This is a genomic window from Rubricoccus marinus (assembly GCF_002257665.1).
GTDB classification, from domain to species: Bacteria; Bacteroidota; Rhodothermia; order Rhodothermales; family Rubricoccaceae; genus Rubricoccus; species Rubricoccus marinus.
Window position 1 is genome coordinate 1,246,376 of sequence record NZ_MQWB01000001.1, and the last position, 20,816, is coordinate 1,267,191.

General features: G+C 67.5%; 20 protein-coding genes. 10 read left to right on the forward strand and 10 right to left on the reverse strand.

All coding sequences use genetic code 11. The annotated features are described in order from the left end of the window. The 4 genes from BSZ36_RS19255 to BSZ36_RS05105 form a co-directional block, all read right to left on the reverse strand. On the reverse strand, positions 1 to 193 hold a 193-nt coding region (locus tag BSZ36_RS19255; protein ID WP_179271030.1), incomplete at its 3' end, for a hypothetical protein. Positions 194 to 197: 4 nt separating this feature from the next. Next, on the reverse strand, positions 198 to 785 hold the full coding sequence (locus BSZ36_RS05095; protein ID WP_143536766.1) for a hypothetical protein: 588 nt from the start codon (positions 783 to 785) through the stop codon (positions 198 to 200). Next, complete coding sequence (locus tag BSZ36_RS05100) at positions 778 to 1,005, reverse strand: hypothetical protein (RefSeq protein WP_094546642.1); 228 nt, start codon at positions 1,003 to 1,005, stop codon at positions 778 to 780. The genes BSZ36_RS05095 and BSZ36_RS05100 overlap by 8 nt, the downstream gene beginning before the upstream one ends. Before the next feature lies 1 nt (position 1,006). Next, complete coding sequence (locus tag BSZ36_RS05105) at positions 1,007 to 1,342, reverse strand: hypothetical protein (RefSeq protein WP_094546644.1); 336 nt, start codon at positions 1,340 to 1,342, stop codon at positions 1,007 to 1,009. Positions 1,343 to 1,761: 419 nt separating this feature from the next. Here BSZ36_RS05105 and BSZ36_RS05110 point away from each other — a divergent pair, with 419 nt between their 5' ends. Continuing rightward, positions 1,762 to 6,078 (forward strand): Ig-like domain-containing protein, encoded by a 4,317-nt coding sequence (locus BSZ36_RS05110; RefSeq protein ID WP_094546646.1) that lies wholly within the window; start codon positions 1,762 to 1,764, stop codon positions 6,076 to 6,078. A 32-nt stretch (positions 6,079 to 6,110) separates the two neighbouring features. Here the strand turns inward: BSZ36_RS05110 and BSZ36_RS05115 are convergent, their stop codons facing one another. The 4 genes from BSZ36_RS05115 to BSZ36_RS05130 form a co-directional block, all read right to left on the reverse strand. Next, positions 6,111 to 6,986 (reverse strand): hypothetical protein, encoded by an 876-nt coding sequence (locus BSZ36_RS05115; protein WP_094546648.1) that lies wholly within the window; start codon positions 6,984 to 6,986, stop codon positions 6,111 to 6,113. Positions 6,987 to 7,054: 68 nt separating this feature from the next. Then, positions 7,055 to 7,339, reverse strand: a complete 285-nt coding sequence (locus tag BSZ36_RS05120; RefSeq protein ID WP_094546650.1) for a helix-turn-helix domain-containing protein — start codon at positions 7,337 to 7,339, stop codon at positions 7,055 to 7,057. 85 nt (positions 7,340 to 7,424) lie between these two features. Continuing rightward, a complete protein-coding gene (locus tag BSZ36_RS18845) occupies positions 7,425 to 8,363 on the reverse strand; it encodes a hypothetical protein (RefSeq protein ID WP_143536767.1) in 939 nt (312 codons plus the stop codon). Next, the gene (locus tag BSZ36_RS05130; RefSeq protein ID WP_094546653.1) at positions 8,356 to 9,675 is read right to left on the reverse strand and encodes a site-specific integrase; all 1,320 of its coding nucleotides are present in this window, start codon (positions 9,673 to 9,675) and stop codon (positions 8,356 to 8,358) included. The genes BSZ36_RS18845 and BSZ36_RS05130 overlap by 8 nt, the downstream gene beginning before the upstream one ends. 284 nt (positions 9,676 to 9,959) lie before the next feature. Here BSZ36_RS05130 and BSZ36_RS05135 point away from each other — a divergent pair, with 284 nt between their 5' ends. Then, entirely contained in the window at positions 9,960 to 10,283 is a 324-nt protein-coding gene (locus BSZ36_RS05135; protein WP_094546655.1) for a hypothetical protein, read from the forward strand. Positions 10,284 to 10,516: 233 nt separating this feature from the next. Here the strand turns inward: BSZ36_RS05135 and BSZ36_RS05140 are convergent, their stop codons facing one another. Beyond that, positions 10,517 to 11,173 (reverse strand): response regulator transcription factor, encoded by a 657-nt coding sequence (locus BSZ36_RS05140; protein WP_094546657.1) that lies wholly within the window; start codon positions 11,171 to 11,173, stop codon positions 10,517 to 10,519. A gap of 143 nt (positions 11,174 to 11,316) precedes the next feature. Between BSZ36_RS05140 and BSZ36_RS05145 the strand changes: the two genes are divergently transcribed. Beyond that, entirely contained in the window at positions 11,317 to 12,114 is a 798-nt protein-coding gene (locus tag BSZ36_RS05145; protein ID WP_094546659.1) for a hypothetical protein, read from the forward strand. A gap of 6 nt (positions 12,115 to 12,120) precedes the next feature. Next, a complete protein-coding gene (locus tag BSZ36_RS05150) occupies positions 12,121 to 12,585 on the forward strand; it encodes a hypothetical protein (RefSeq protein WP_143536768.1) in 465 nt (154 codons plus the stop codon). Positions 12,586 to 12,605: 20 nt separating this feature from the next. On the opposite strand, the gene BSZ36_RS05155 is transcribed toward BSZ36_RS05150, so the two are convergent. Beyond that, the gene (locus tag BSZ36_RS05155; RefSeq protein WP_094546663.1) at positions 12,606 to 15,575 is read right to left on the reverse strand and encodes a sensor histidine kinase; all 2,970 of its coding nucleotides are present in this window, start codon (positions 15,573 to 15,575) and stop codon (positions 12,606 to 12,608) included. Between the two features lie 196 nt (positions 15,576 to 15,771). On the opposite strand from BSZ36_RS05155, the gene BSZ36_RS05160 reads away from it, so the two are divergent. From BSZ36_RS05160 to BSZ36_RS05190, 6 genes are all read left to right on the forward strand, one after another. After that, complete coding sequence (locus BSZ36_RS05160) at positions 15,772 to 16,281, forward strand: TlpA family protein disulfide reductase (RefSeq protein WP_094546665.1); 510 nt, start codon at positions 15,772 to 15,774, stop codon at positions 16,279 to 16,281. Positions 16,282 to 16,738: 457 nt separating this feature from the next. Then, positions 16,739 to 17,137, forward strand: coding sequence for a hypothetical protein (locus BSZ36_RS05170; RefSeq protein WP_094546669.1), 399 nt, complete (start codon positions 16,739 to 16,741; stop codon positions 17,135 to 17,137). Beyond that, a complete protein-coding gene (locus BSZ36_RS05175) occupies positions 17,134 to 17,649 on the forward strand; it encodes a hypothetical protein (RefSeq protein WP_094546671.1) in 516 nt (171 codons plus the stop codon). Before BSZ36_RS05170 ends, BSZ36_RS05175 begins: the two co-directional genes overlap by 4 nt. Continuing rightward, positions 17,646 to 18,182 (forward strand): membrane protein insertion efficiency factor YidD, encoded by a 537-nt coding sequence (yidD, locus tag BSZ36_RS05180; protein ID WP_143536769.1) that lies wholly within the window; start codon positions 17,646 to 17,648, stop codon positions 18,180 to 18,182. Before BSZ36_RS05175 ends, yidD begins: the two co-directional genes overlap by 4 nt. Then, positions 18,112 to 19,113: a hypothetical protein gene (locus BSZ36_RS05185; protein WP_143536770.1), complete on the forward strand. Its 1,002-nt coding sequence runs from the start codon at positions 18,112 to 18,114 to the stop codon at positions 19,111 to 19,113. The genes yidD and BSZ36_RS05185 overlap by 71 nt, the downstream gene beginning before the upstream one ends. 80 nt (positions 19,114 to 19,193) lie before the next feature. Beyond that, positions 19,194 to 20,798 (forward strand): hypothetical protein, encoded by a 1,605-nt coding sequence (locus BSZ36_RS05190; RefSeq protein WP_094546678.1) that lies wholly within the window; start codon positions 19,194 to 19,196, stop codon positions 20,796 to 20,798. Positions 20,799 to 20,816 lie beyond the last annotated feature (18 nt).

Below are 20,816 nucleotides of genomic sequence, written 5' to 3' on the forward strand. Positions count from 1 at the left end.
CGCGGTCGATCTGGGGGAACGCCCCGCACCCGGCGCGGGAGAGCGCGCGGTCCCACTCGCAGGACTGAGCCGCGAGGTCGGCGGCCTCTCGCGGGGCCTCGCCCGAGCCGAGGTAGCGCGAGCGGACGCGGCCCTCTGGCGTCCGCTCCTTCGCGTAGTAGTAGGCCCGCGCGCCGCGCTGTTCCCATCCCATCGGTTCAGGCGCCAGAGGCTTCGCCAGCGTGGCGCGGTTGTGCTACAGGGGGGGAGACCCCCGCTCGGCTCGGCGCCCGCGCGGCCTCTGGCGGCACGCGAGACGCCCGGCGCACGGCGTCGTTGAAGGCGAAGAGGTACAGCGGCCACGAGAGCGCGGCACGCGCGGCGCTACCGGGCTCCGCGTCGGCGAACAGCGCGGAGACGTACGCCCGCTCGCCCGGGCACTCCGCGGGCGGCGAGGGCAAGAGGTGAGGCCAGAGCGCGAGGTCCCCGCCGTCGCGCGTCGCTTCGGTCACGCGCCCCACGGTCTCTGCCCAGGCGTCTAGCTCTCGGGTTTCCTCTGGCGTCTCCTCCTGGCATGGCGCGCCCTCTGCGATGCTCGCCAGCGCGGCGTTGAGGTCCGCGAGGCGTTCCGCGAGCGCGTCCGGGTCCATCGTCTCTTGCCGGGCGGCTTCGCTCAGGTACTCGTCTAGCGCGTCGTCTGAGACGCCGGTGAACACGTCGGCCCAGAACGCCGTCCACGCCGCATCCCACCGGGCGCGGGTGCCCATCTCCATCTTCGCAACGCGGCGGAGTCGCGGGTTAGGCACGGGCGAGGCGGCTGTAATACTCGGCCAGTTGACCGGCCGAGAGGTGCGGGAGCCAGTCCGGGCGGGGGGTGTCCGTGAGGAGCGCGTCGTAGGCCTCCCGCTGCGCCTCTGGCGTCCACGTCCGCACGCGGGCGAGGGCAGAGGCGAGCGAGGCGCCAGAGGCCTCTGGCGTCCTGCTCAGGCGCTCCAGGGTATCGAGGCGGGCGCGGAGTCGGGGCACGTCAGGCGTAGGCTCTGGCGGAGGCAGGGGAGGCGTCCACCGGGGGCGCCGTGGCCTGTGCCTCGTGCGCGGCCTCCAGCGCTTCGAGGCGGGCCTCCAGTTCGCCTACCTCCACGATCTTGGCGAAGGCCGCCGTCGTCTGCGTCGTCGCGTGGACGGCCTTCAGGACGAGGGCGCCGTCGCCAGAGGCCGCGGCGTCGCGCATGACCGCTTCGGCGTGTTCGAGGGCGAGGTAGAGCTTCTTTCGCGCACCGTCGAGGTCGCCTCGGCTGCGGCGGTTTCGCTTCGCCAGCCGCGCGAGGTGCGTTTTGGTGTCGGGCGTGATGTTCTCAGGCATGAGTGCAGAGGCCCCCCCCCCCGGTCTGTTTAACGAGGCTAAAAGCCGTGTGAAAGGAGTGTGGGTGATTGCCGTGTGGCTCTAGCCATTGTCCAATCTGTCTGGCTTTTTTTTGTTGCTCGGAAAGATACAATGATACACACGACCAACCCATGCAAATGGGTCGCTCCTCTGGTAAGGAGATGCACTATCTTCGACTGGCAAGCGGGAAACCTGGCGGCGCGTGTAAGGCAAGGGGACCCATCAATCGGGCGAAGAGGCATCTCAAGTGCTAGCATCAGCCGCTGGCGAACTGCACTTCCGCCTCGCCTCCAAGAAGGTCTGCAAACGCAAGGCTGTACTCTGTATCCGCTGCAAGAAGAGCTATCATCATTCTGCGCCAGCGGCGCCGCAGATTTGAACATTCGTGGCTATTGACAATGATCCCTTCCTACCCTGTCGGCTCTTGGCGTCTTGCTCTGGTCGCATTCCTCTTCGCTTCCCTCACATCAGAGGCCTACGCTCAGCCAACTGATCCGCTTCTTGCCGAGGCCGATGCTGCCGGGCTCAATGCTGCTGAAGGTCGCGCGCTCGCTGACGCCGTGGATGCTTCCTTTGGAGCACTGACAGCTGACCGAACGGAAGACGCACGGCTTGTTCCGAGAAATAGGGTGGAAGGAGCCAGGTTTGGCAGGGCGGTGTCGGTTGATGGAAACCGCGCGATTATAGGGGCTGCAGGGAACGCCTCAGTGTACATATTTGAGTTCAACGGAAGGTCGTGGGTTGAAACGGCGATCTTACGCCCCAGCAACACTGAGACCCCTAATGGCTTTGGAGTTTCGGTATCACTCTCCGGTGATCGTGCGCTCGTTGGGGCATTGGGGGATGATGGTCCAAGCGATGAGATGGATCGCTCCGGCGCGGCCTACGTCTTTGACTTCGACGGTACATCGTGGTCTGAGACGGCGATTCTCCGCGCGAGCAACGCCGAGTCGGAGGACGAGTTTGGGATCTCCGTGTCGCTCTCAGGGGACCGCGCAGTCGTCGGGGCGAATGGAGAAGATGGACCATCCAATGGCACGACAGAAGCTGGGGCAGCGTACGTTTTTGATTTTTCAGGAGGTGTGTGGGCCGAGACATCCATTCTGCGCGCCGCCATTCCTGTGGAGTACAGCCTCTTCGGGGGGGGGACAGGGGAGGGTGTGGCTGTTCAAGGTGACCGTGTGCTCGTAGGCGCGCAAGAAGGAGTGAGGGAAGGGGTACGCGTTGACGGGGCTGCCTATGTCTATGAGTTCGACGGTGTGTCATGGGCAGAGACTGCTATCCTTAAACCTAGCGACACCGGTATCGAAGACTTTGGGTGGTCGGTATCGCTATCAGACAATCGGGCGCTCATCGGGACGAACGATGACGAAACGGCGTACGTTTTTGACCTCTCAAGCGGAGGGTGGAACGAAACGGCCACCCTGCGCGCGAGCAACAGCGAGGCGAACGACGGATTCGGATTTTCTGTGTCACTCTCGGGTGATCGCGCGCTCGTCGGGGCGTATACGGAAGACGGCCCCAGCAATGGCATGACTTACGCTGGTGCTGCGTACACCTTCGAGTTCGACGGCACATCTTGGTTAGAAACGGCAGTGCTCCGTGCGAGCACCGCGAGGACTGAGGACTTCTTCGGAGGAGCCGTCTCTCTCTCGGGTGACCGTGGAATCGTCGGGGCGTCAGGCGTAGACAGTCAAGGCGCGTTCTCTTCCGGTGCGGCTTACGCGTACAGCGTTCCATTTGTGTTCCGCAACACTCCCCCATTGGCTGTCGATGACATCATCGAAACGCTGGAAGACACTCCAGTGATCGTCTCCGTTTTGGACAACGACACAGATCCCGACGGGGACGTGCTGTCGGTCGTCGGCATCCCGGAGCAGCCGTCCAACGGCGTCGCTGCTGTCCGCCCGGACGGTCTCGCCGTCACGTACGCTCCAAACCCAGACTTTTTCGGTACGGACACGTTCAACTACACGGTTTTCGACGGGGAGGACCAAGCGTTTGGCCGTGTTGAAGTCACTGTTGTCAGTCGCAACGACGCACCCGTGGCTATGGACGACCGGGCCGCGACCGACGAGGACCAGCCCGTCACCGTCGCCGTGCTCGCCAACGACCGCGACCCCGACGGCGGGACCACGCTGACGGTCACTGCCGTGACGAGCCCGGAGCACGGGACGGCCACCGTGGGCGACGATGGCACCGTGACGTACACGCCCGAGGCGGACTTCAACGGGGAGGACTCATTCCGATACATCGTGGACGATGGTGATGGGCCCGTGGGATCCGTTAACGTTCGAGGTGACGCCTCTCTAGCAGAGTCCTCCGCTACCGTCCGCGTCACTGTCCGGCCTGTCAATGACGCGCCGCGGCCGGTAGACGATGAGGCTATGACGGATGAAGATCAGCCCGTCACGGTCTCGGTCCTAGCCAACGACTCCGACCCCGACGGCGACGCCCTCACGGTCGTCTCCCTCGGAGAGCCCGCCCGCGGCGCCGTCTCTACCAACGGAACGACTGTCACCTACACCCCGGCCACCAACTTCGGCGGCACCGACGTGTTCTCGTATACCGTCGCCGACGCCGCGGGGGCTACGGCCCAGGCCACCGTCACCGTTACAGTCCGGGAGATCAACGATGCCCCGGTCTTCTCCTCCGAGCCCGTGACGGCCGTCCGCGAAGGTGAGCCCTACTCCTACACTGCCACCGCAGTGGACGTGGACGGCGACGCGGTCGCGTTTACCGCTGGCGGGCTTCCCGACTGGCTCTCACTCACCGATAACGCTGACGGGACGGCCACGCTAGCTGGCACCCCCGCCGACGCCGATGTGGGCACGGCTCAGATCCGCTTGACGGTAACCGACGGCACGCTCAGCACCGTGCAGGCGTTTGCGCTCTCCGTCACCGACGAAGAGAACGCCCCCGTCGCCGTCGCCGACGAGGCTAGTACAGCAGAAGACACGTCTGTTGTAATCGACGTGCTCGCCAATGACATGGACGCCGACGGCGACGCTCTTGAAATCACGGGGATCACAGATGCCCCTCAGAACGGGACAGCCGTGGTTCAGGGCGACAGGGTGGTATACACGCCAGGGACAGACTTCGTGGGTGAGGACGCCTTCGTCTACGCTATCACTGACGGCCGCTTCTCGAGTGCAGCGACTGTGAGGATCAACGTCGGTGGCCTTAACGACGCGCCTGTGGCCGTGGACGACCGGGCCGCGACCGACGAGGACCAGCCCGTCACCGTCGCCGTGCTCGCCAACGACCGCGACCCCGACGATGGGACAGAACTCACCGTCACCGCCGTCACGAGCCCACAGCACGGCACGGCTGTCCTCAACGACGATGGGACGGTCACATACACGCCAGAGGCGAACTTCAACGGAGAGGACACCTTCACCTACACCGTGGATGATGGGGACGGCTCCGTCGGCTCCCTGAGTGCAGCCGCTCGCGCTGAGGACACGGCGTCTGTGACCGTTGCCATTCGCTCAGTCAACGACGCGCCTCTGGCGGTAGACGACGCGGTCTCGACCGGAGAGGGCGCCCCCGTCACCGTCGCCGTCCTTGCAAACGACACCGACATCGACGGAGACCCCCTCGAAATCATCGCGGCAGGTGGTGCGAGCTTTGGCGCCGTCGCCGTGGCCTCTGGGGGTTCGTCTGTGACCTACACACCCAACGTGGGGTTCACCGGGCAGGACTCCTTCCTCTACACCGTGTCCGATGGCAACGGCGGCTCTGCGCAGGCCCGAGTCATCATAGCCGTCTCCGACCTCTCGCCGCTAGCACGGAACGAGACCGTAACGACCGACGAGGACACTGCCCTCACCATCGACGTGCTCGCCAACGACGAGAGCCGCATCGGGGGAGGCCTCGTCGTCGCGTCCGTCTCACGTCCGCAGCACGGGTCCGCTACCATTGGTGCGGACGGCGCCGTGCTCTACACACCGGCCCCGGACTACTTCGGAGCGGACGCCTTCACATACGTCGTCGCTGACGTAGCAGGCGCCACGGCACAGGCCTCCGTCGCTCTGACCGTCCGCCCCATCAACGACGCCCCGCGCGCCGTGACGGTCACGCAGCCTGCGCCGGGCGCGACGCTCGTGTTGGTCGGGGATCAGTCCACACCCGTCACGATCGTGTGGCCGACCTCCACCGATGTTGACGGCGATGCGGTGACCTACCGGTGGGAGCTCTCGGACTCGGACTCGTTCTCGTACACCCCGCTCGCGATTGAGACTCAAGAGACGACGGCGGAGACGACCTTCGGGGAGCTCGCGGACATCCTCGCGGGGGTGGGCCTGGAGCCAGGGGGCGCTATAGAGCTCTATCACCGCGTGGTGACCACTGACGGGACATCGTCCACACCAGGCCCTTCTTCTTCTCTGACGGTGGAGCGGCGCGCCATGACGGCGAGCGAGACCGGGATGCCGACTGCGTTCGCGCTTCGGAGTGCTGCCCCGAACCCGACGGGAGGACGGTTCACCGTCTCTCTCGACATGCCGGCGTCGTCGAAGGTGGACGTGGAGTTCTACGACACGCTGGGACGGCTCGTGCTGAGAGTGGAGGGCGGGGTGGTCGGCGCCGGCGCAGGGCAGACGGTGGAGGCAGACCTCTCCCGACTCGTCCCGGGCCCGTACATCTACCGCGTGGTGGCGCAGACGCCTGAAGGCATGGAGATGGGATCGGGTCGAGCAACGGTGGCCCGCTAGGCTGCATATGCTGAGCCTCTGGCGCCAGAGGCTCAGGCGCGCATCCTGTCCGCGCTCTCCCGTATCAGAGCATCCGCCTCTGCGAGCAGCGGGCACGGCGCTGTGAGCCTCGGATCGTTCACGAGCGCGAGCACGCTACGCCGCATCTCCGCTGTCTGCGACTTGCCGAGCGTTCCAGAGACTCTAAACCCGTATATCTCGTCTAGCACGGTATCCAGGCCTCTGGCGATGTATCCGTGGAGGAGGTGCCACCGCGCGTAGTCCTTCGTCTCCGCCAGAGGCGCGAGGGCGCGGGCCTTCTCGATGGCGTGGTACTGCCGCTCCCACTCGTCGGCGGCGGTGCGGCGGAAGGCGGGCAACGCGAGATCGGCCAGCGTGGTGACGCGGCCAAAGAGGAGCGGGACGCCGCCCTTCATGTGCCGCACCTCGAAACGCGCGATGCCTCGGTCCACGTCACGCCCCGTCTTGACAAAGCGGTCGTAGAGGATCGCCGTCCGCTTCGCCGTCACAAACGTGACGCTCTTGCCAGGGTAACGGCTTGGCTCGTGCCGCGAGAGCGCGAGGTAGGAGGGGAGGTACGCCGCGGGCGGGTGCGCCAGAGGCAGGTCGGCGTAGACCTCCAGGCGGGAGACGCGGGCGGCTCCCATGTCCATCCCGAGCATCTCCTCTAGCCTCTGGCGAGCCACCGTCGCAACAGTCGCGGGCGGGAATCCGGCGCCGATGAAGCCCGGCAGGCTCCCTCTCACGCGGAGGTTGTGGCCGTGAAGGCTGAGACGCAAGCCGCAGACATAGCCCGCGTAGGCGAACGTCCCCCGCTCCGCCGAGTGCGTCTCGTCCAGCGGAGGGAGCCTCTGGCGTAGCCGCTTCGGCTCCTCGACGTAGATAGTGAGGTTGACACGGTCGTACATGACCTCGCGACCGGCGATTACCCACCAGCGTCCACCTATTAGGGTAGTCGCCTGAAGGGAATGGCGGTCTACACGCGAGAGGCTTCGAGAAGCCCCTCCACGTCAGCCAGTCGGTAGTAGACGCTCGCCCCGATCTTCGAGTAAGGGAGCATCCCCTCGGAGCGGTACCGCGCGAGCGTGGCCTTGCTCAAGCCGAGGTAGTCCTGAGCCTCGCGGTTCGTGAGCCAGCCCTTACCGGGCCTGTTCTCCGCCGCTTGCGTGAGGCGTGGCGCCGTGCGCGAGACGGCGGCATCTACGGCGGCATCTATGAGATGCCGGAGCTTGGCCTCGGACGTGACGACGATTGAATCCATGGGGCTGCGGGTTGGTGCTGACGCAAGCAACCGCGCGAGCCCACGTGAACCCCTTGCCCGCCGGGACAGTCCTCCGGGCAAGTCCTCACCCAACGTTGTCAGAGCGCTTCCGATGCGCCGCCATTCGTTCTCTATACCGGCTCACTTTCCGGTTGATCTCGTCGGGATTCGCCTCATCGTACGGCATAGAGGCCGCGTCGAGCCCAGCGTCTTTCCACGCCGCGCGGAATGCCGCTGCGACCGCCCTCCAGCCGCCTTCGTGGTAGTGAGCGTCGAACAGGTCGTTGCTGATGTACGACAAGCGGAGAGAACTATTGGAAAGAGTACGGACGAGTTCTAAGTCTCTGATATGATGGCCTGTCTCGCGAAGTCCCTCACGATCCATCCAGTCGTGAACAACACCATATAACTCAAATAGACGGCAAACCTCTTCTATTGTTTCGTCTCTAAATACAGACAAGAGGTATTCGTTAGTCCTGGTTTTCAGCCAGGGTTTGTAGGATTCGAGGTCACTCTCTACAATTTGTAAAGCCTTTCCCCATGTCACATCTGCGACGATCATGAATGAGCGGCGGCGATCCTGCATCTCCACATCTTGCTGCCGAACGGCTACGCACTCTCCTACAAGTTCCCATCCATCCGTTCCCGCTACGTCGCACACTAGGGTGTCGCGCCCGTACTTCTCTATTAGCTGATTCAGATAAATAGCGTCTGCCGCCGTCTGCCTACTTATCGACTTGAAGAGTGTCGCCCGCTCCTCCTCTAGGTCTCTAAGGGCGCTCAAACGCTCTCTCAATCTGCTCAGAGCAGCATAGCCTTCAGTTCTTAGAATCTGAGTGAACCCGTCCCATGTCCATGACAGGAGCCTTTCATGCTCCTCAGCGCTGAGCCAAGGAAGCGGCTTGATCTCATTGTTAGGGTAAGACTGGCCGGATACTTCCCCTCCGAGCCACGTACGATCCTCAGCAGGAAGCTGGAGAGCCGCGGGGCTACAGGTCACTCCTGCCGGCTTGGGCTCACTCATTGCCTACGGCCTCTGAACTCGGAGAAAACAGTCTACCCATCTGCGCGTCGAGCGTCGCAGCGTCGAACCCCGCGAGGTAATGCTCGGTGACGTTGAGCCCCGAGTGACCGAGCGCCTTCGAGATCGCGTATACGTCCCACCCGGCCTTCCGCGCGAGGTCCGCGAACGAGTGCCGCGCGATGTGGAACGAGAGCTTATCCGGCATCGGAGTGTCCTCGGTCGCGGCTTGCTTCGCCAGCCTCTTGAGCGACTTGTTGGCGAGCGCGTTCTGACTGGAAACTGCCGCGAGCCTTCCTTCGCCAGTCGTGAGGTCGTAGCCGTCGAGCATCCCAAAGAGGAAGGCGTCGGCGGGCTTCGGCTCGCCTCTGGCGTCGGTCATGTACGCCAGCGCGATAGCAGCGGCTTGGGGAATGAGACGGACTGCGACGCGCTTCTTGGTCTTGCTCATCCGGTAGGAGAGGCGCACGGCCCCCGGCATATCCGGGTCCGCGGTCACGTCCCCAACGCGGAGGTTGGCGAGGTCCCCGAACCGCACGCCAGCGGCGTAGAGCGAGAAGAGGAAGGCGTCGCGCGTGCGGGAGTCCACGCTCGCGCCAGGGCCTCTGGCGCCGAGGTCGAGCCCTTCCAGCGCGCGGAGTTGCTTCTCGGTCAGCTTGGGTCTCTCAGGTCGTTGCGCCCGGCCGGGGGAGTAGGAGAAGAACGGGTCCGAGTCGCGAGCAACAAGGCCCTCCTTGATCGCCCGCCGGTAGTGGATCTTGATGATGCCCACGTTGGCGTGGACAGTAGACGCCTTGTTTCCCTTCACGCCGACGAGGTGCGCCTCGAAGTCCCGAAGCAACTCCGGCGTGATGCGCTCGAAGGGGAGCGCCGCGCCGTCCGGTGCCGCGAACTCCCTGAGCTTGCCGACGACGACGGACTCGCGACGGACCCGGCGCACGTTGCCTCCCTTGCCCACGCCCTCTAGAAACCGCTCCACGTAGGCGAGGAAGCACACCGGCTCCTCAGCCGTCACCCGCTCCGGCGCCAGCGCGTTGCGGAGCGCGTCGAGCGTGACAGGCTCGCGCTCCACCATGAGGCGTAGCCGCTCGTCCTCGGCCTCTGCCAGCCGCTTCGTGATGAGGCCGTTGATCCGCTCCGCGTGCGGGTGCCCCTTGCGGACCTCGCGTTTGCGGTCGTTCCAGAAGCGAGGGTGGAGGTAAACTCCGAGCGAGAGATAGACCGTCCGCTGGGTGTCGGAGAACCGGAGCCACAGCGGCGCGTGTCCATCGGGGCGCGCTTTGGGCAGTCGGAGGAGGGGGGTGATGGTCGCCACGGGTACAGGCCTGGGTACAGGTTTTGTCCCTCTATGTAAGAATCAAACGGCGCCTCTGAGTGTCACACCCGCGCATAAACATGAGCGCGGGACGATTCCGGTATACCTCGGTCTCCTTCGGAAGCGCCGCGTGCTACAGTCTCGGGCACCCCTCAGGGCCTCTCAAGAGCGATTCTTGGGAGGCCCTGTCGTTTGCCCGGGCCTCTGGCGGCCGCGCTGCTGCCGGGACTGCTGCTCTATTGCTGCTACGGAGACGCGTCGTCTACTTCCCGCTGGGCACGACCATGGCCACCCTCCTGAAGCGAAACACCGGCATCTACGCCGTGCAGTTCTACGACCGCTCCCGCACTCCGACCCGGAAGTGGGTCACCACCGGCGTCCGCGAGGGACGCGCTGCCGAGCGCATACGGCAACGTTGGGAGGCCGCGTACGCCGAGGGCGTGTACGACCCCTGGAGAGATCAGCCTCCTGTACCCAGCGCCTCCCCAAGGGGCAGGCGCGCTCCATCGTCGCGCCTGGGCACGCGCGGTTTTCCGGCGGGGGTGCACGTGGTGCGGCTGGTCTCAGGTGGCGAGCCGCGCATGCAGCGCTTTACCGTCGTGCGCTGAGGTTGCCCGCTCGGGGTTCCTCAGGCACATCCTACCTCTTAGACGAGCGTAAACGTGACGGTCTGGCCTCAGGTGCGGCCGCATCGTACTCAAACGCGCCCAGTACGCTGACCTAGCCGTTGTACTCCCCAGCATGGCGAACGCGGAAGCGTCTCCACTGCGCAACTGGCCTCGGAGACGCCCACATTCCCACGCGGGACTGCCAAGAGGTGCTCGCCAAGCGCAATCATCGCTTAGACCAAGCCCACTTCGGCGGCCCGTCGCGCGGCCTCGGCGCGGCTGTGGACATCCAGCTTGCGAAACAGCGTTTTGGTGTACGAGCGCACCGTGTGGACGCTGATGCCGAGTTCGTGTGCGGTGCCGTCGTCGGTATAGCCTCTGGCGAGGAGGACCAGGACCTCGCGCTCCCGTGTCGTCAGGCCGAGGGCGTGAGCATCGGCCTCCCGCTGGCGTGTTTGGGCGCGGGCGTCGCGGAGGTGGCGGACGACGGCCCCAGCGACCTCGCTGGCTAGAGGCGTGCGGCCTCTGGCGGCGTCGTGCACGGCGCCGACGATCGCCTCGATGGGCGTCTCCTTGACCAGGTAGCCCGTTGCCCCGGCGTCGAGCGCGTCCAGCACGCGCGCGTCATCATCGAAGACGGTCAGCATGACAACGGCCACCTCGGGCCACCGGCGGGCAAGCTCGGCCGTGGCCCTCACGCCGTCCATCTCGGGCATCTCGAGATCCATGAGTACCACGTCAGGCGGTTCGCGCAAGAGGCCAAGCGCGGCCACAAGCTCCGCCCCATTCTCCGCCGCGACGACGACCTCCACATTGGGGAAGAAGGACAGCTTCTCGACAAGGCCGGAGCGCAGGTCGGGGTGGTCTTCAGCGAGGGCGATGCGGAGCATGGAGGAAGTTCGGGCCTCTGGCGGAGACCGCGCCCCCAAAGGTGCGGGAGCGTGGAGCCGAGGCGAAGCCGTTCCCACAAAGATGTGGGGAGGCGTAGTGGCTCACTCGGGAAGAGACTGGTGCTCCCTCCATCCTTCGTGCTATGCGTGGTCTCGCTCTCCTCTGCCTCGTCCTTTCGCTCGCCGCATGTTCGGGCTCCCGAAACGTCCCTGCGGACCCCGGTCAGGCGCCTTCTGGTCTGTACGACACAGACTACGGCACGCTTGCCCTGACTGCGCCCACCGGGTCGGGCGTCGTCGAAGGCGCCTATGCGGACGCCACCAGCCTCAGCAGCATCCGCGGCACGTACCAGGACGGAACGCTCACAGGGCGCTGGGCGACGCAATTCCAAGAGGGGACCTGCGATCCCGACGAGGACGGCCTCACGCTCTACGGGGCCTTCACGTTCGAGTTCAACGAGGATCTGAGCGGCTTCGACGGCACGTGGGGGTACTGCGAGGACGGGGCACAGACTGAATCCTGGGACGGCTCCTACGAGGGGTCTCGACCGGACGGATCGAGCCTGAACGCCCTCGTGGTGCCTGCGGGAGGCGTTCGGCCCAGTCCCAATGCCGGGCCTCCCGCCGGGATCTACCTCACGGGCCAGGGTGAACTCATGATTCTGCCTCCAAACGCCAAGGGCGAGTTCATCGGCAGCCTCGACGAGGTAGGCCAGCCGCTGGTGTCGCTCGCAGGCACGATCGAGGGCTCCACGCTAACCGGCGTGTGGACGGACGTGGAGACGCAGGGCCGCTGCCCGCGCACGAGCGGGGGCTCGACACACTACGGCCGATTCGAACTCGAACTGCGGGATGCGGGCGCCACAGCGACCCTTCGTGGCAACCGCGGCACATGCCTGGATGGCCCTCTGAATCAGAGCATCGGCGGGCTTCGCCAGTAAAGGCCCATGCGTCGCAGCACGTCCCCCACCGCTTGCTTTTCTCAAGCCGCTGCGCTCGGCTGGGTTCTCGTGTTCCAGGCGTGCTCGGCGGTGCCCCCCGCGGATCCCTCGCGCATCCCGGAGGGCGAGTACGCCACGACGTTTGGGAGCATGAGGCTTTCTGCAGCCTCGCCCTCGGGCCGCGTGACCGGGGGCTACCAGCTTGATGGCGGGCGGATCGAGGGGACCTACGCGAACGGGGTGCTCCGTGGCGAATGGGTCGAGGTGCGCGCCGAGGGGACGTGTACGCCGCGCCAGTTTGGCTACACGCTGGGGGGCAGCACGTACTACGGCACATTCACCTTCGTCTTCAACGCCGAGTCGAGCCGGTTTGAGGGGACGTGGGCCGCTTGCGGAGGCCCAGAGAACGAGACCTGGACCGGGAAGCGGGTAGGCAACCTCGTGGACCGGAGCTATCGCCTCCGGGACTGACGGCCTCCAGGGGCGGCACCTCAGGAATCCACCAGCGGGATCTCCGCGCGAATCGTCGTGCCGCCGCCATTCGCGAGGGCGAAGGTGCCGCCGACCGCCTCGGCGCGAGCGCGCATGTTGCGCAGTCCGAGGCCTCTGGCGACGGGCGCTCCCGGGTTGGGCGGAGCGCCATCGCCAGAGGAGGCAAAGCTCCCGTCGTCGCGGACGGTGATGGACGCGTAGCGCGGCGTGGCCGAGACGACGATGTCGAGATGGCTGCCGCCGCTGTGCTGCGCCGCATTGCGGATCGCCTCCTGCCCGATGCGGTACAGCGCGAGCGCCTGCGCAGGCGCCAGAGGCCGGTCCGAGTCGCCGGTGGCACGAACGTCGACGGTAAACCCGAGGGGGCCGGTCTGGACGTTCGAGAACCGCTCCAGCCGTGCCGCGAGCGTGGAGGCGGTGAGGGTGCTCTGCCCGAGCGCCCAGATGGCCTCGCGCAGGCTCCCCATCGTGCGGCGCGCGCGGTGCTCCACCTCGCGGAGGTCGTCGGCGTTGTCGCCTCTGGCGGAGGCACGGAGGCGGCCGACCTCGGCGTGAGTGAGGATGGCCGCCACCTCGGCGCCGACGTGGTCGTGGAGGTCGCGAGAGATCCGCTCGCGCTCGGCGCGGACGCGCTCGGCGACCTCTAACTGGCGCACGCGAGCACGCAGGCGCCGCTGGCTGGCGTAGCGCACGCCCACGACGAGAAGCCCCACCATCGCGAGAGCGAGCAGCGCCTGCACGGCGCGGCGCTCCCACCACTGCGGCGTCACACTGAAGATGACGCGCGCGGCCTCTGGCGAGACGGCCCCGCCCGGCGCCACCGCGCGAACCTCGACGACATGCGTCCCTGCGCCCACGTCCTCGAGTGAAATGCGCCCGTCCACGGCTTCGCGCCAGAGGCTGTCGGCGCCGCGTGATTCGGTGCGCCACTCGACGCGCCCCGTTCCGGAGAACTGGAGCGCTGCCACCGCAATCTCGACGCGGTGCCGCCCGGGCACGAGGTCGGCGAGACGAGCCCGGCGCGGCGTGCCCGCCAGCGGCACTTCGTCGCCGTCGACGCGCGCGCCCACGATGGCGGCGGGCGGGGCCTCTGGCGCCGACGCCGGGAGAGCGCCGAGATCGGCGATGGACACGCCCGCGCTGGTCGCGAGCAGGAGGCGGTCCGACGGCGCGTGGTACGCCGCGTGTTCGATGGTCTCGCGGCGGTCCCGGACGAGCGGGAAGCCCCCGACGGCCCGCGCCCTGCCTCCTTCGATGCGCCAGAGGCCTCGCGTGGTCACGGCCCAGACCGCCTCTGGCGCCTGCGCCCGCTCGAAAAACGCGACGACGGCCTCGCCCTCCATCTCCTGGGCGCCGATGGCCTCGGCCCGCCACCTCCCGCCCGGCTGGAGGGCCTCTGGCGCAAGCCGCGCCACGCCATGGTTCGTCCCGACCCAGTGCGTGCCGTCGCGGGCTTCGTAGAGGGAGTACACGGCTGACGACGGGAGTCCCTGGGCGACACCGAGCGCCCGTGCGCGCCCCCCACGCACAAGGGCGAGGCCCTGGCGCGTGATGGCCCACGTCCCGGCCCGTGTCCGAACCACATCCTCGACGGTCTCGGTGGGCAGCCCATCCGCGGTGGAGACGGTGTCGACCTCGACCAGGGCGCCAGAGGCCTTGAGAAAGCGGCGCACGCCGCTGCCGTAACTCCCGAGCCAGAGCGAATCCGCCGTCTCGGCGGAGCCCGACACCCAGTTCCCGTCCTCCACCTCATTGAGCAGGCCGTTCTGACCGCGAAGGCCGCGCTTGGTCTCGGCTGTCGTCGTCGGCGCGAAGAGCCAGGCCTGACCTGAGAGCCGAAACCGCCCGTCGGGGGTGACCGTCACCGACCGTGGGCCCGTCTTGTTAATGGACCACACCCTGGGTTCCTGCTCGGAGAGATCGGCGTGCATCGTCGTGCTCACTCCGGCCGCCCAGGCTTCATCGCCCGCCAGCGCGATGCGGCGGGCAGGACGGTCGGTGAGCGATGTGAGGTGCGTGCCGCCGATCCGCGCCACGCCACTGCCGAACGTCCCGACCCACACGCCCCCCTCACCGTCGGAGGCCGTCGTGACTACGTGGTCCGTCAGGATGAAGGGGCTGAAGGTGCCGGACTGAAGGTCGACCTCTCGAATCCCGCCCGACCCGAACACATAGGTGGTGCTGCCGTGCCCAGCCAGACCGGGGATGGGCGCATCCAGGAGCGGTGCCCCCGCGAGGATCCGTTTTGCGCTGAGGTCGAGGCGGAGGGGTACCAACTCTCTCTTTCCCCGCTCCGAAAGGATGGCGCCGATGAGCCGCCCCCCGATGCGGTAGACGGCGACGTACGTACCGGGGGTGAGCGGGCCGATTCCCTCGATCGCTAGAGGCTCAGCGCGAAATCCCGCCTCTGGCGCGCCAGAGTTCTCCGGTGTGAGGAGCAGCGCACGGGCCTCGTGGAAGCCACTCACAAGGATCCGCCCGTCGCCGACGTCGAGAAGCGGCGCGTCCCATCGCCCGAGACCCGTCTCCCGGTACAGCGATCGCCAGCGGCCGTCTTCGAGCCGGGCGAGCATGAACCGGTTTGAGACGAGAAGCCGTCCCTGATCATCTGTCGTGATGCCCCCGATGGGCGAGTCCCCGAGCGGGGAGTCCTGGGCCTCCCACCCGGTCACGGTTCGGCGTGCGAGGCCTCGGTTGGTCGCGGCCCAGAGCGTCCCGTCCGCGGTCTCGGCGAAGCCTTTGACGTACGGGTGCGGGAGGCCCTCGTCGATGGAGAACGTTCGCGCGCGGCGCCCGTCCCACCGGACAGTCCCCGCGTCGGTCCCGAACCACAGAAAGCCCCACCGGTCCTGGTGCACTGCTAGCACGTAGTCGGACGGCAGCCCGTCAGCTCGCGTCAGAACGTCGAGGAGCGGCTGGGCATGGGCGGCGCCAGAGGCGAGGAGAACGGCGAGCAGCGCGAGGCGCACGGGGCGGATCGGAGGTCAAACGCGTCGGAGAATAACGCAGAAGCCCCAAACCCTTTATGACCTAGCAGGTGCGGCGAGAACATCTCGCAAGAGGCCTCTAGCGGAGAGGGGCTTCGGGGCCGGTGGTACCCCCCGCATTCTTGGGGACACGCGCGAGCCGGTGGGCCGCTACGCTGGAGCGTCCCCTCCTTGATCGGTGCCCTACGCTCTCGCCCTGCTCGCCGCCCTCGCAAGCCTCGTCGGCTGCGCGCCTCTGGCGAGCACCGTGGCCGGTCGGCTGCCGGCGACTGGACTGGGCGAGCCCGCCCCGCCTCTGGCGCTGACCGACGTGCGGACCGGTGAGCCGCTGGACCTGGCGGCGTTCGAGGGCCGCGCCGTCCTTCTCAACGCGTGGGCGACGTGGTGCGCGCCGTGTCGTGCCGAGATGCCCGCGCTCGACAGCTTGCAGCGCGAGAGGCCCGACCGGCTGGCCGTCGTCTTTGTCAGCGACGAGCCGCCAGAATTGCTGCGTGCCTGGCTCGCCGACCAGCCCACGGCGGGCGTATACGCCCACGCATCGCTGGAGGAATTCGTGGGGCCATACGCCGCCGTCCGGGGCGCCCGCCCCGTCTCGTTTGTGATCGACGCTTCTGGCGTGCTCCGCGAGCGGATCGTCGGCGCGGAAACGGCGGGCGTCTTCCGCCAGAGGCTCGACGCGTTGCCGTGACAGGTCCCCGTTGCTTCCCCTTCGATCATCCGATGCGATTTCTACCACTCCTCCTCGCGTTCGTCCTTGTCGCCGCTCCTACACGGGCTCAGTCCACGAGCGACGAGATCGATGCGGACGGGTGCCCGTTCTCAACCTCCGAGGCCGTGTGCATCGTGGGTGCTGGGGTCGCCATCGGCGTCGGGTTTCTGTTCGCGCCAGTCTTGTGCGCCGATGCGCCACAGGCCGTGGACGTTGGGGATGGAGCCAGACGGTTCAGACCCGACCACTCGGACGAGAGCCTGCTCCAGCGCCGAGGCGTCGGCGTGACCGGAGCCGTGCAGGAGAGCGGAGCCGCGCCGCTGACGCGCGCAGAGAACCGAGTCTCTTCCGCCGACTCGTGGACCCACGCCCTCGGACCTCGGCTCGCTGAAACAGAGACGTGTCCTTCTATCAACGACGCCAGCCCCCTGGACCGATGACCCGTTTCGCGCTGCTCGCCGCGCTCGCCCTCGCGCCTCTGGCGCCAGAGGCCCAGGCGCTCGACCCACTTCTCGGCGTGCCGTCCGCCTTCGCGCTCGTCGCCGCAGACGATGAGCCGGGAGGGGACGAGTGCCTTGGCTCTGAGGAAGACCAGACCGCGTGCTACGTCGTCGCCGGGATCGCGACGGCCGCTTTCGGGGCGGCCGCGATCGTCGGCCTCGTTCGCGAAGGCAACCCGTGCGCCTACATCGGCTGGGGTGACTGCGGCGAGTGCAAAGACCCGGAGCGCGCCGATTCCTCCGTGGACGAGAGGCCTACTCCGAGGGGTGGTGTCGGCATCGCGCAAGAGGCCGTCGGGTCTATGCCCCCCGCACATCAGACTCCGACCCGATGATCCGTCTCGCTCCGCTCCTCATCCTGCTCGCGCTCGTCCCAGCACTTCACGCGCAAGAGGCCTCTGGCGTGGTCCATGGCGTCGCGCTCGTGTTCGTCGACGAGGGAGAGGATGACAGCCGCTCCTGCTTGTGGCCCCTCGAAGGCACGTCCGCATTGTGCTACCTCGAAGCGCTGAGCGCCGACCCCGTGGCGACGTGTCTGTGGACGGCAGGCATGGTGGGCGTCTCGATCGCCTTTCTGTACGTCAGCGATACGGTCTGCGGGACGGCCGCTCCCCGCGACGCGTCGCAAGCCACCGTCGTGCCCGATGCTGCCCGCGCCGACGTGGTGGTGTTCGCGTCGCCTGTCGTGGGTCGGGGCGTCGGCATAGGCGGGGAGGCGTTGTACCGCGTGGAAGCGCGCGAGGCGGCCTCTGGCGCGCACCTCTCGCTGGACGTGCTCGGGAGCACGCACACCACCATCCGTGAAACCGACCTGCCGGGTTTCCTCGATGCACTTCGCGTTCCGTGACCCGGTCCCCACTCCTCATGCTGCTCGTCTGGGCCTCTGGCGCTGCCGCGCAAGCGGACGGGTGGGACTGGGGCTGGTCGGCCCCGGACACCACCTGGGCGGAGGACGCGCTTCTCCACACCCTCGACGCGCCAGAGGCCGGTCTGGGCCAGGTGGCGCTCCGCTACTACCAGCGCGAGGTGTCGCCACGGATGGCGCGCCCGTGCCCCGCGTGGCCCTCGTGCTCGATGTACGCCCGCTACAGCGTCGGCCGGTGGGGCCTCGTGCCCGGCTCACTGATGACGATCGACCGCCTCTTTTTCCGCGAGAACGCCGCCTTCGTCGGCGGCCAGACCACCTTCACGTTCCGTCTCGATGGCCGAACCCGCGTGTATGACCCGCCCGATGCCAACACAGCCCCGACGCTGCGAGACTGGCGCCAGCTTCACCCGAACTACCGCGCTCGCTTCCATCCTCCTCCTGATGAGTTGGCCTCTGGCGATGGCGCCTCGGGCGCAAGAGGCCCCCAACAACGCCGCGGCGTCGGCATCTGAATCAGACAACGGTCCTACGGCGTCCGCCGCCGTCTCCCCAGGCGGTGCGTTGTCGCCAGAGGCCACTCTCACGGTCGCCGACCTCGCGCGGCTGGCGGAGCACTTCGAGAGCGCCGAGCAGCCGTTCCTGGGCTACGCCTTCCACATGGCGCACTACGAGCTCTCGGCCGACTCCTCGGCGCGGCTCGCCAGCGGCACGGCGGCTCTCAACGGCGCCTTCTTCGCCGGCCGATATGCGGAGGCGGAGCACGCTCTGCGGCGGCTCGCGACGGATTTCCCCGACCTCCGTCGCACCTTCCGGTGGCAGTACGCCGTGCTCTTGCTCCAGGACGGTCGCTTTGAGGACGCTGCGCTCGCGCTCGACGCCGCCGATCTCCAGCCCGCCGACCGCGACACGCTCGGCGCCCGCCTCGCCATCGCCGAGGCGCTCCTCGCGCTCCACGAGAGCGATCACCCCGCCGCGATCGCCCACCTGGAGCCGCTCGACACCGACGCTGCGTTCGGCCCCGAGGGGACGGCCTACCAGGTCGCCGCGGCTCGGATCGGGCTGCGCGACGGCCCCCCGCAATCGCCCCGCTCGCCCGGTCTCGCCGCAGCCATGAGCGCCGCCATACCCGGAAGCGGACAGCTCTACAGCGGTCATGTCTACGACGCGGCTCAGGCATTCGGCCTCACGACCGTCCTCGGCTACGGCGCGTACTCCGCCTGGCGCTACGAACTGGATGCAGGAGGCCCGACTGGCTATGTGTTGCCGGCGCTTTCTACGCTCGTTGCGGGAGCGTTCTACCTCTCCAACGTGCGCGGCGCGCACGCCTCTGCCCGCCGCTTCAACGCCTACCGCGAGGCGCGCTTCTACCGCGACGCCATCGACGGGCTGACCATCGCCGTGGGCGACGGCGGCTGGATGCTAGGCGTGCGACTCACGCCGTAGCCGACTCTGCCCCCACATCTGCGGGAGGCGGCGGCACAGACGGGCACACTAGCCTCCATCGGTACACCGCCCGGACAGCCATGCGCCACCCCATCTGGACCGCTCTCCTCGCCGTCACCCTGTTTGGCTGCGAGTTCGCCTTCCCGCCCACGGGTTGGGACGACGCGCCCTCGCCCCGCGCCACGGCCTCTGGCGGGACACCCTCTGCTGATCCGGCTGTCGCGCGCCTGGACCCCGTCGAGCTTCGGATGGGGCAGGCTTTGCGGTATGAGATCCAACCTCCGCGCGGCGAGCGCGTGCAATCCGTCTACCCGGACTGCGACGGTGCCGTGCGCTCTGAGACGTCCGGCGCCAGAGGCGTCGTGCTCAACCCGGATGCGCCGTCGGTATCGTGCGAGATCGTAATCGAGCTTCCGCGCGGGGCGCAGTTCAGCGAGGCGTGGAACGCCCCCGAACGCGTCGCGGGTGGCGTTTATGAGTTCGCCCTCCCGCCAGAGGCCGACCTCGCGTGGCTCGTCCGCGCCACCACCCAGCGCCTCCGCGATACAGGCGCCGGGCTCGCGTGGGAGCTCACCAACGACGGGTGGTGGCAGGTCCGACACCAAGGTGCCGGCTACCGCGCTGCGGCCTGGACGACCGCCCTTCGCGAGACGGACGACGGGCTCGAGCTGTTCTGCACGGACGGGAACGCCTGCATCGCGACCTGCGCAGACGCCGCGTGCAGCGCCATCCCGGCCTCTGGCGCCGAGGCCACGGTATCGCGCCGGTTCGTCATTGCCGACATCGGTGTGCGCAACGCCACGCGCATCCGCCTGCTGGAGGTACGCCGCCGGGTAATCGAGGCGCTTGTCGCCCAGGGCGAGAGCACCGATCCCAACGACTACCTCGTCCTTCTCACCGACACGTTCTACCTCTATCACCCCGATGGCCTCCGCGTCAATGCCGGGGATGGGGGGTGGGTGTTCGCCCTGGGCGAAACGCGGTATGCGGCGCCGTTCGGTGCTCTCGAAGGCGGCGCCGTGGACGGTCAGCCCGCCCTCGTCTGCCGCGACGGATCGGACTGCCTCTATCTCTCCGAAGACGAGCGTGTCGGGTCGGTGCTGTTGGGCTTGGACCCGATGACGCCGCATCAGGCCTACGGCACCATCCTGGGTGCGTTCGAGACCGTGGAGCGCCTCGCCAGAAAACGGCGCGAGGCCGAGCAAACGGAGCAGGACCGCGCGATGGCAGAGGTGCTCGCTCGCGCCGAAGCGCAGGCCGCTCGCGCCGATTCCCTGCTGGCTGCGCTCGCGAAAGACGCCGCCGAGGCCTCTGGCGATGTCCGCCCGCCGGAGAATGCCGCGCCAGAGGCCCCGCAGTGGCACAGGGTGGAGGGCACGCTGGATGGCTCGCAAGGCATCTTCCAACTCTCCCCCGATCACACCGGCCCGGCCGTCACCTACGAGCTAGAGCTCACGGAGGGCGACACGCTGTACGTCGAGATGCTCAGTTCGGACTTCGACCCGTTCCTGACGCTGGCGAACACGGGGGGATACGTGCTCCACAACGATGACCGCGGCCTCGGGCTCAATGCCGGGCTCCGATACGTCATCCCGGCCTCGGGCGCCTACGGCATCCTGGCCGGCTCGGCGTCTGCAGACGCCAGAGGCGGGTTCACGCTCCGCCTCCGCACGGAGTCGCCGTGAGGACTGCCTGTTTGGATG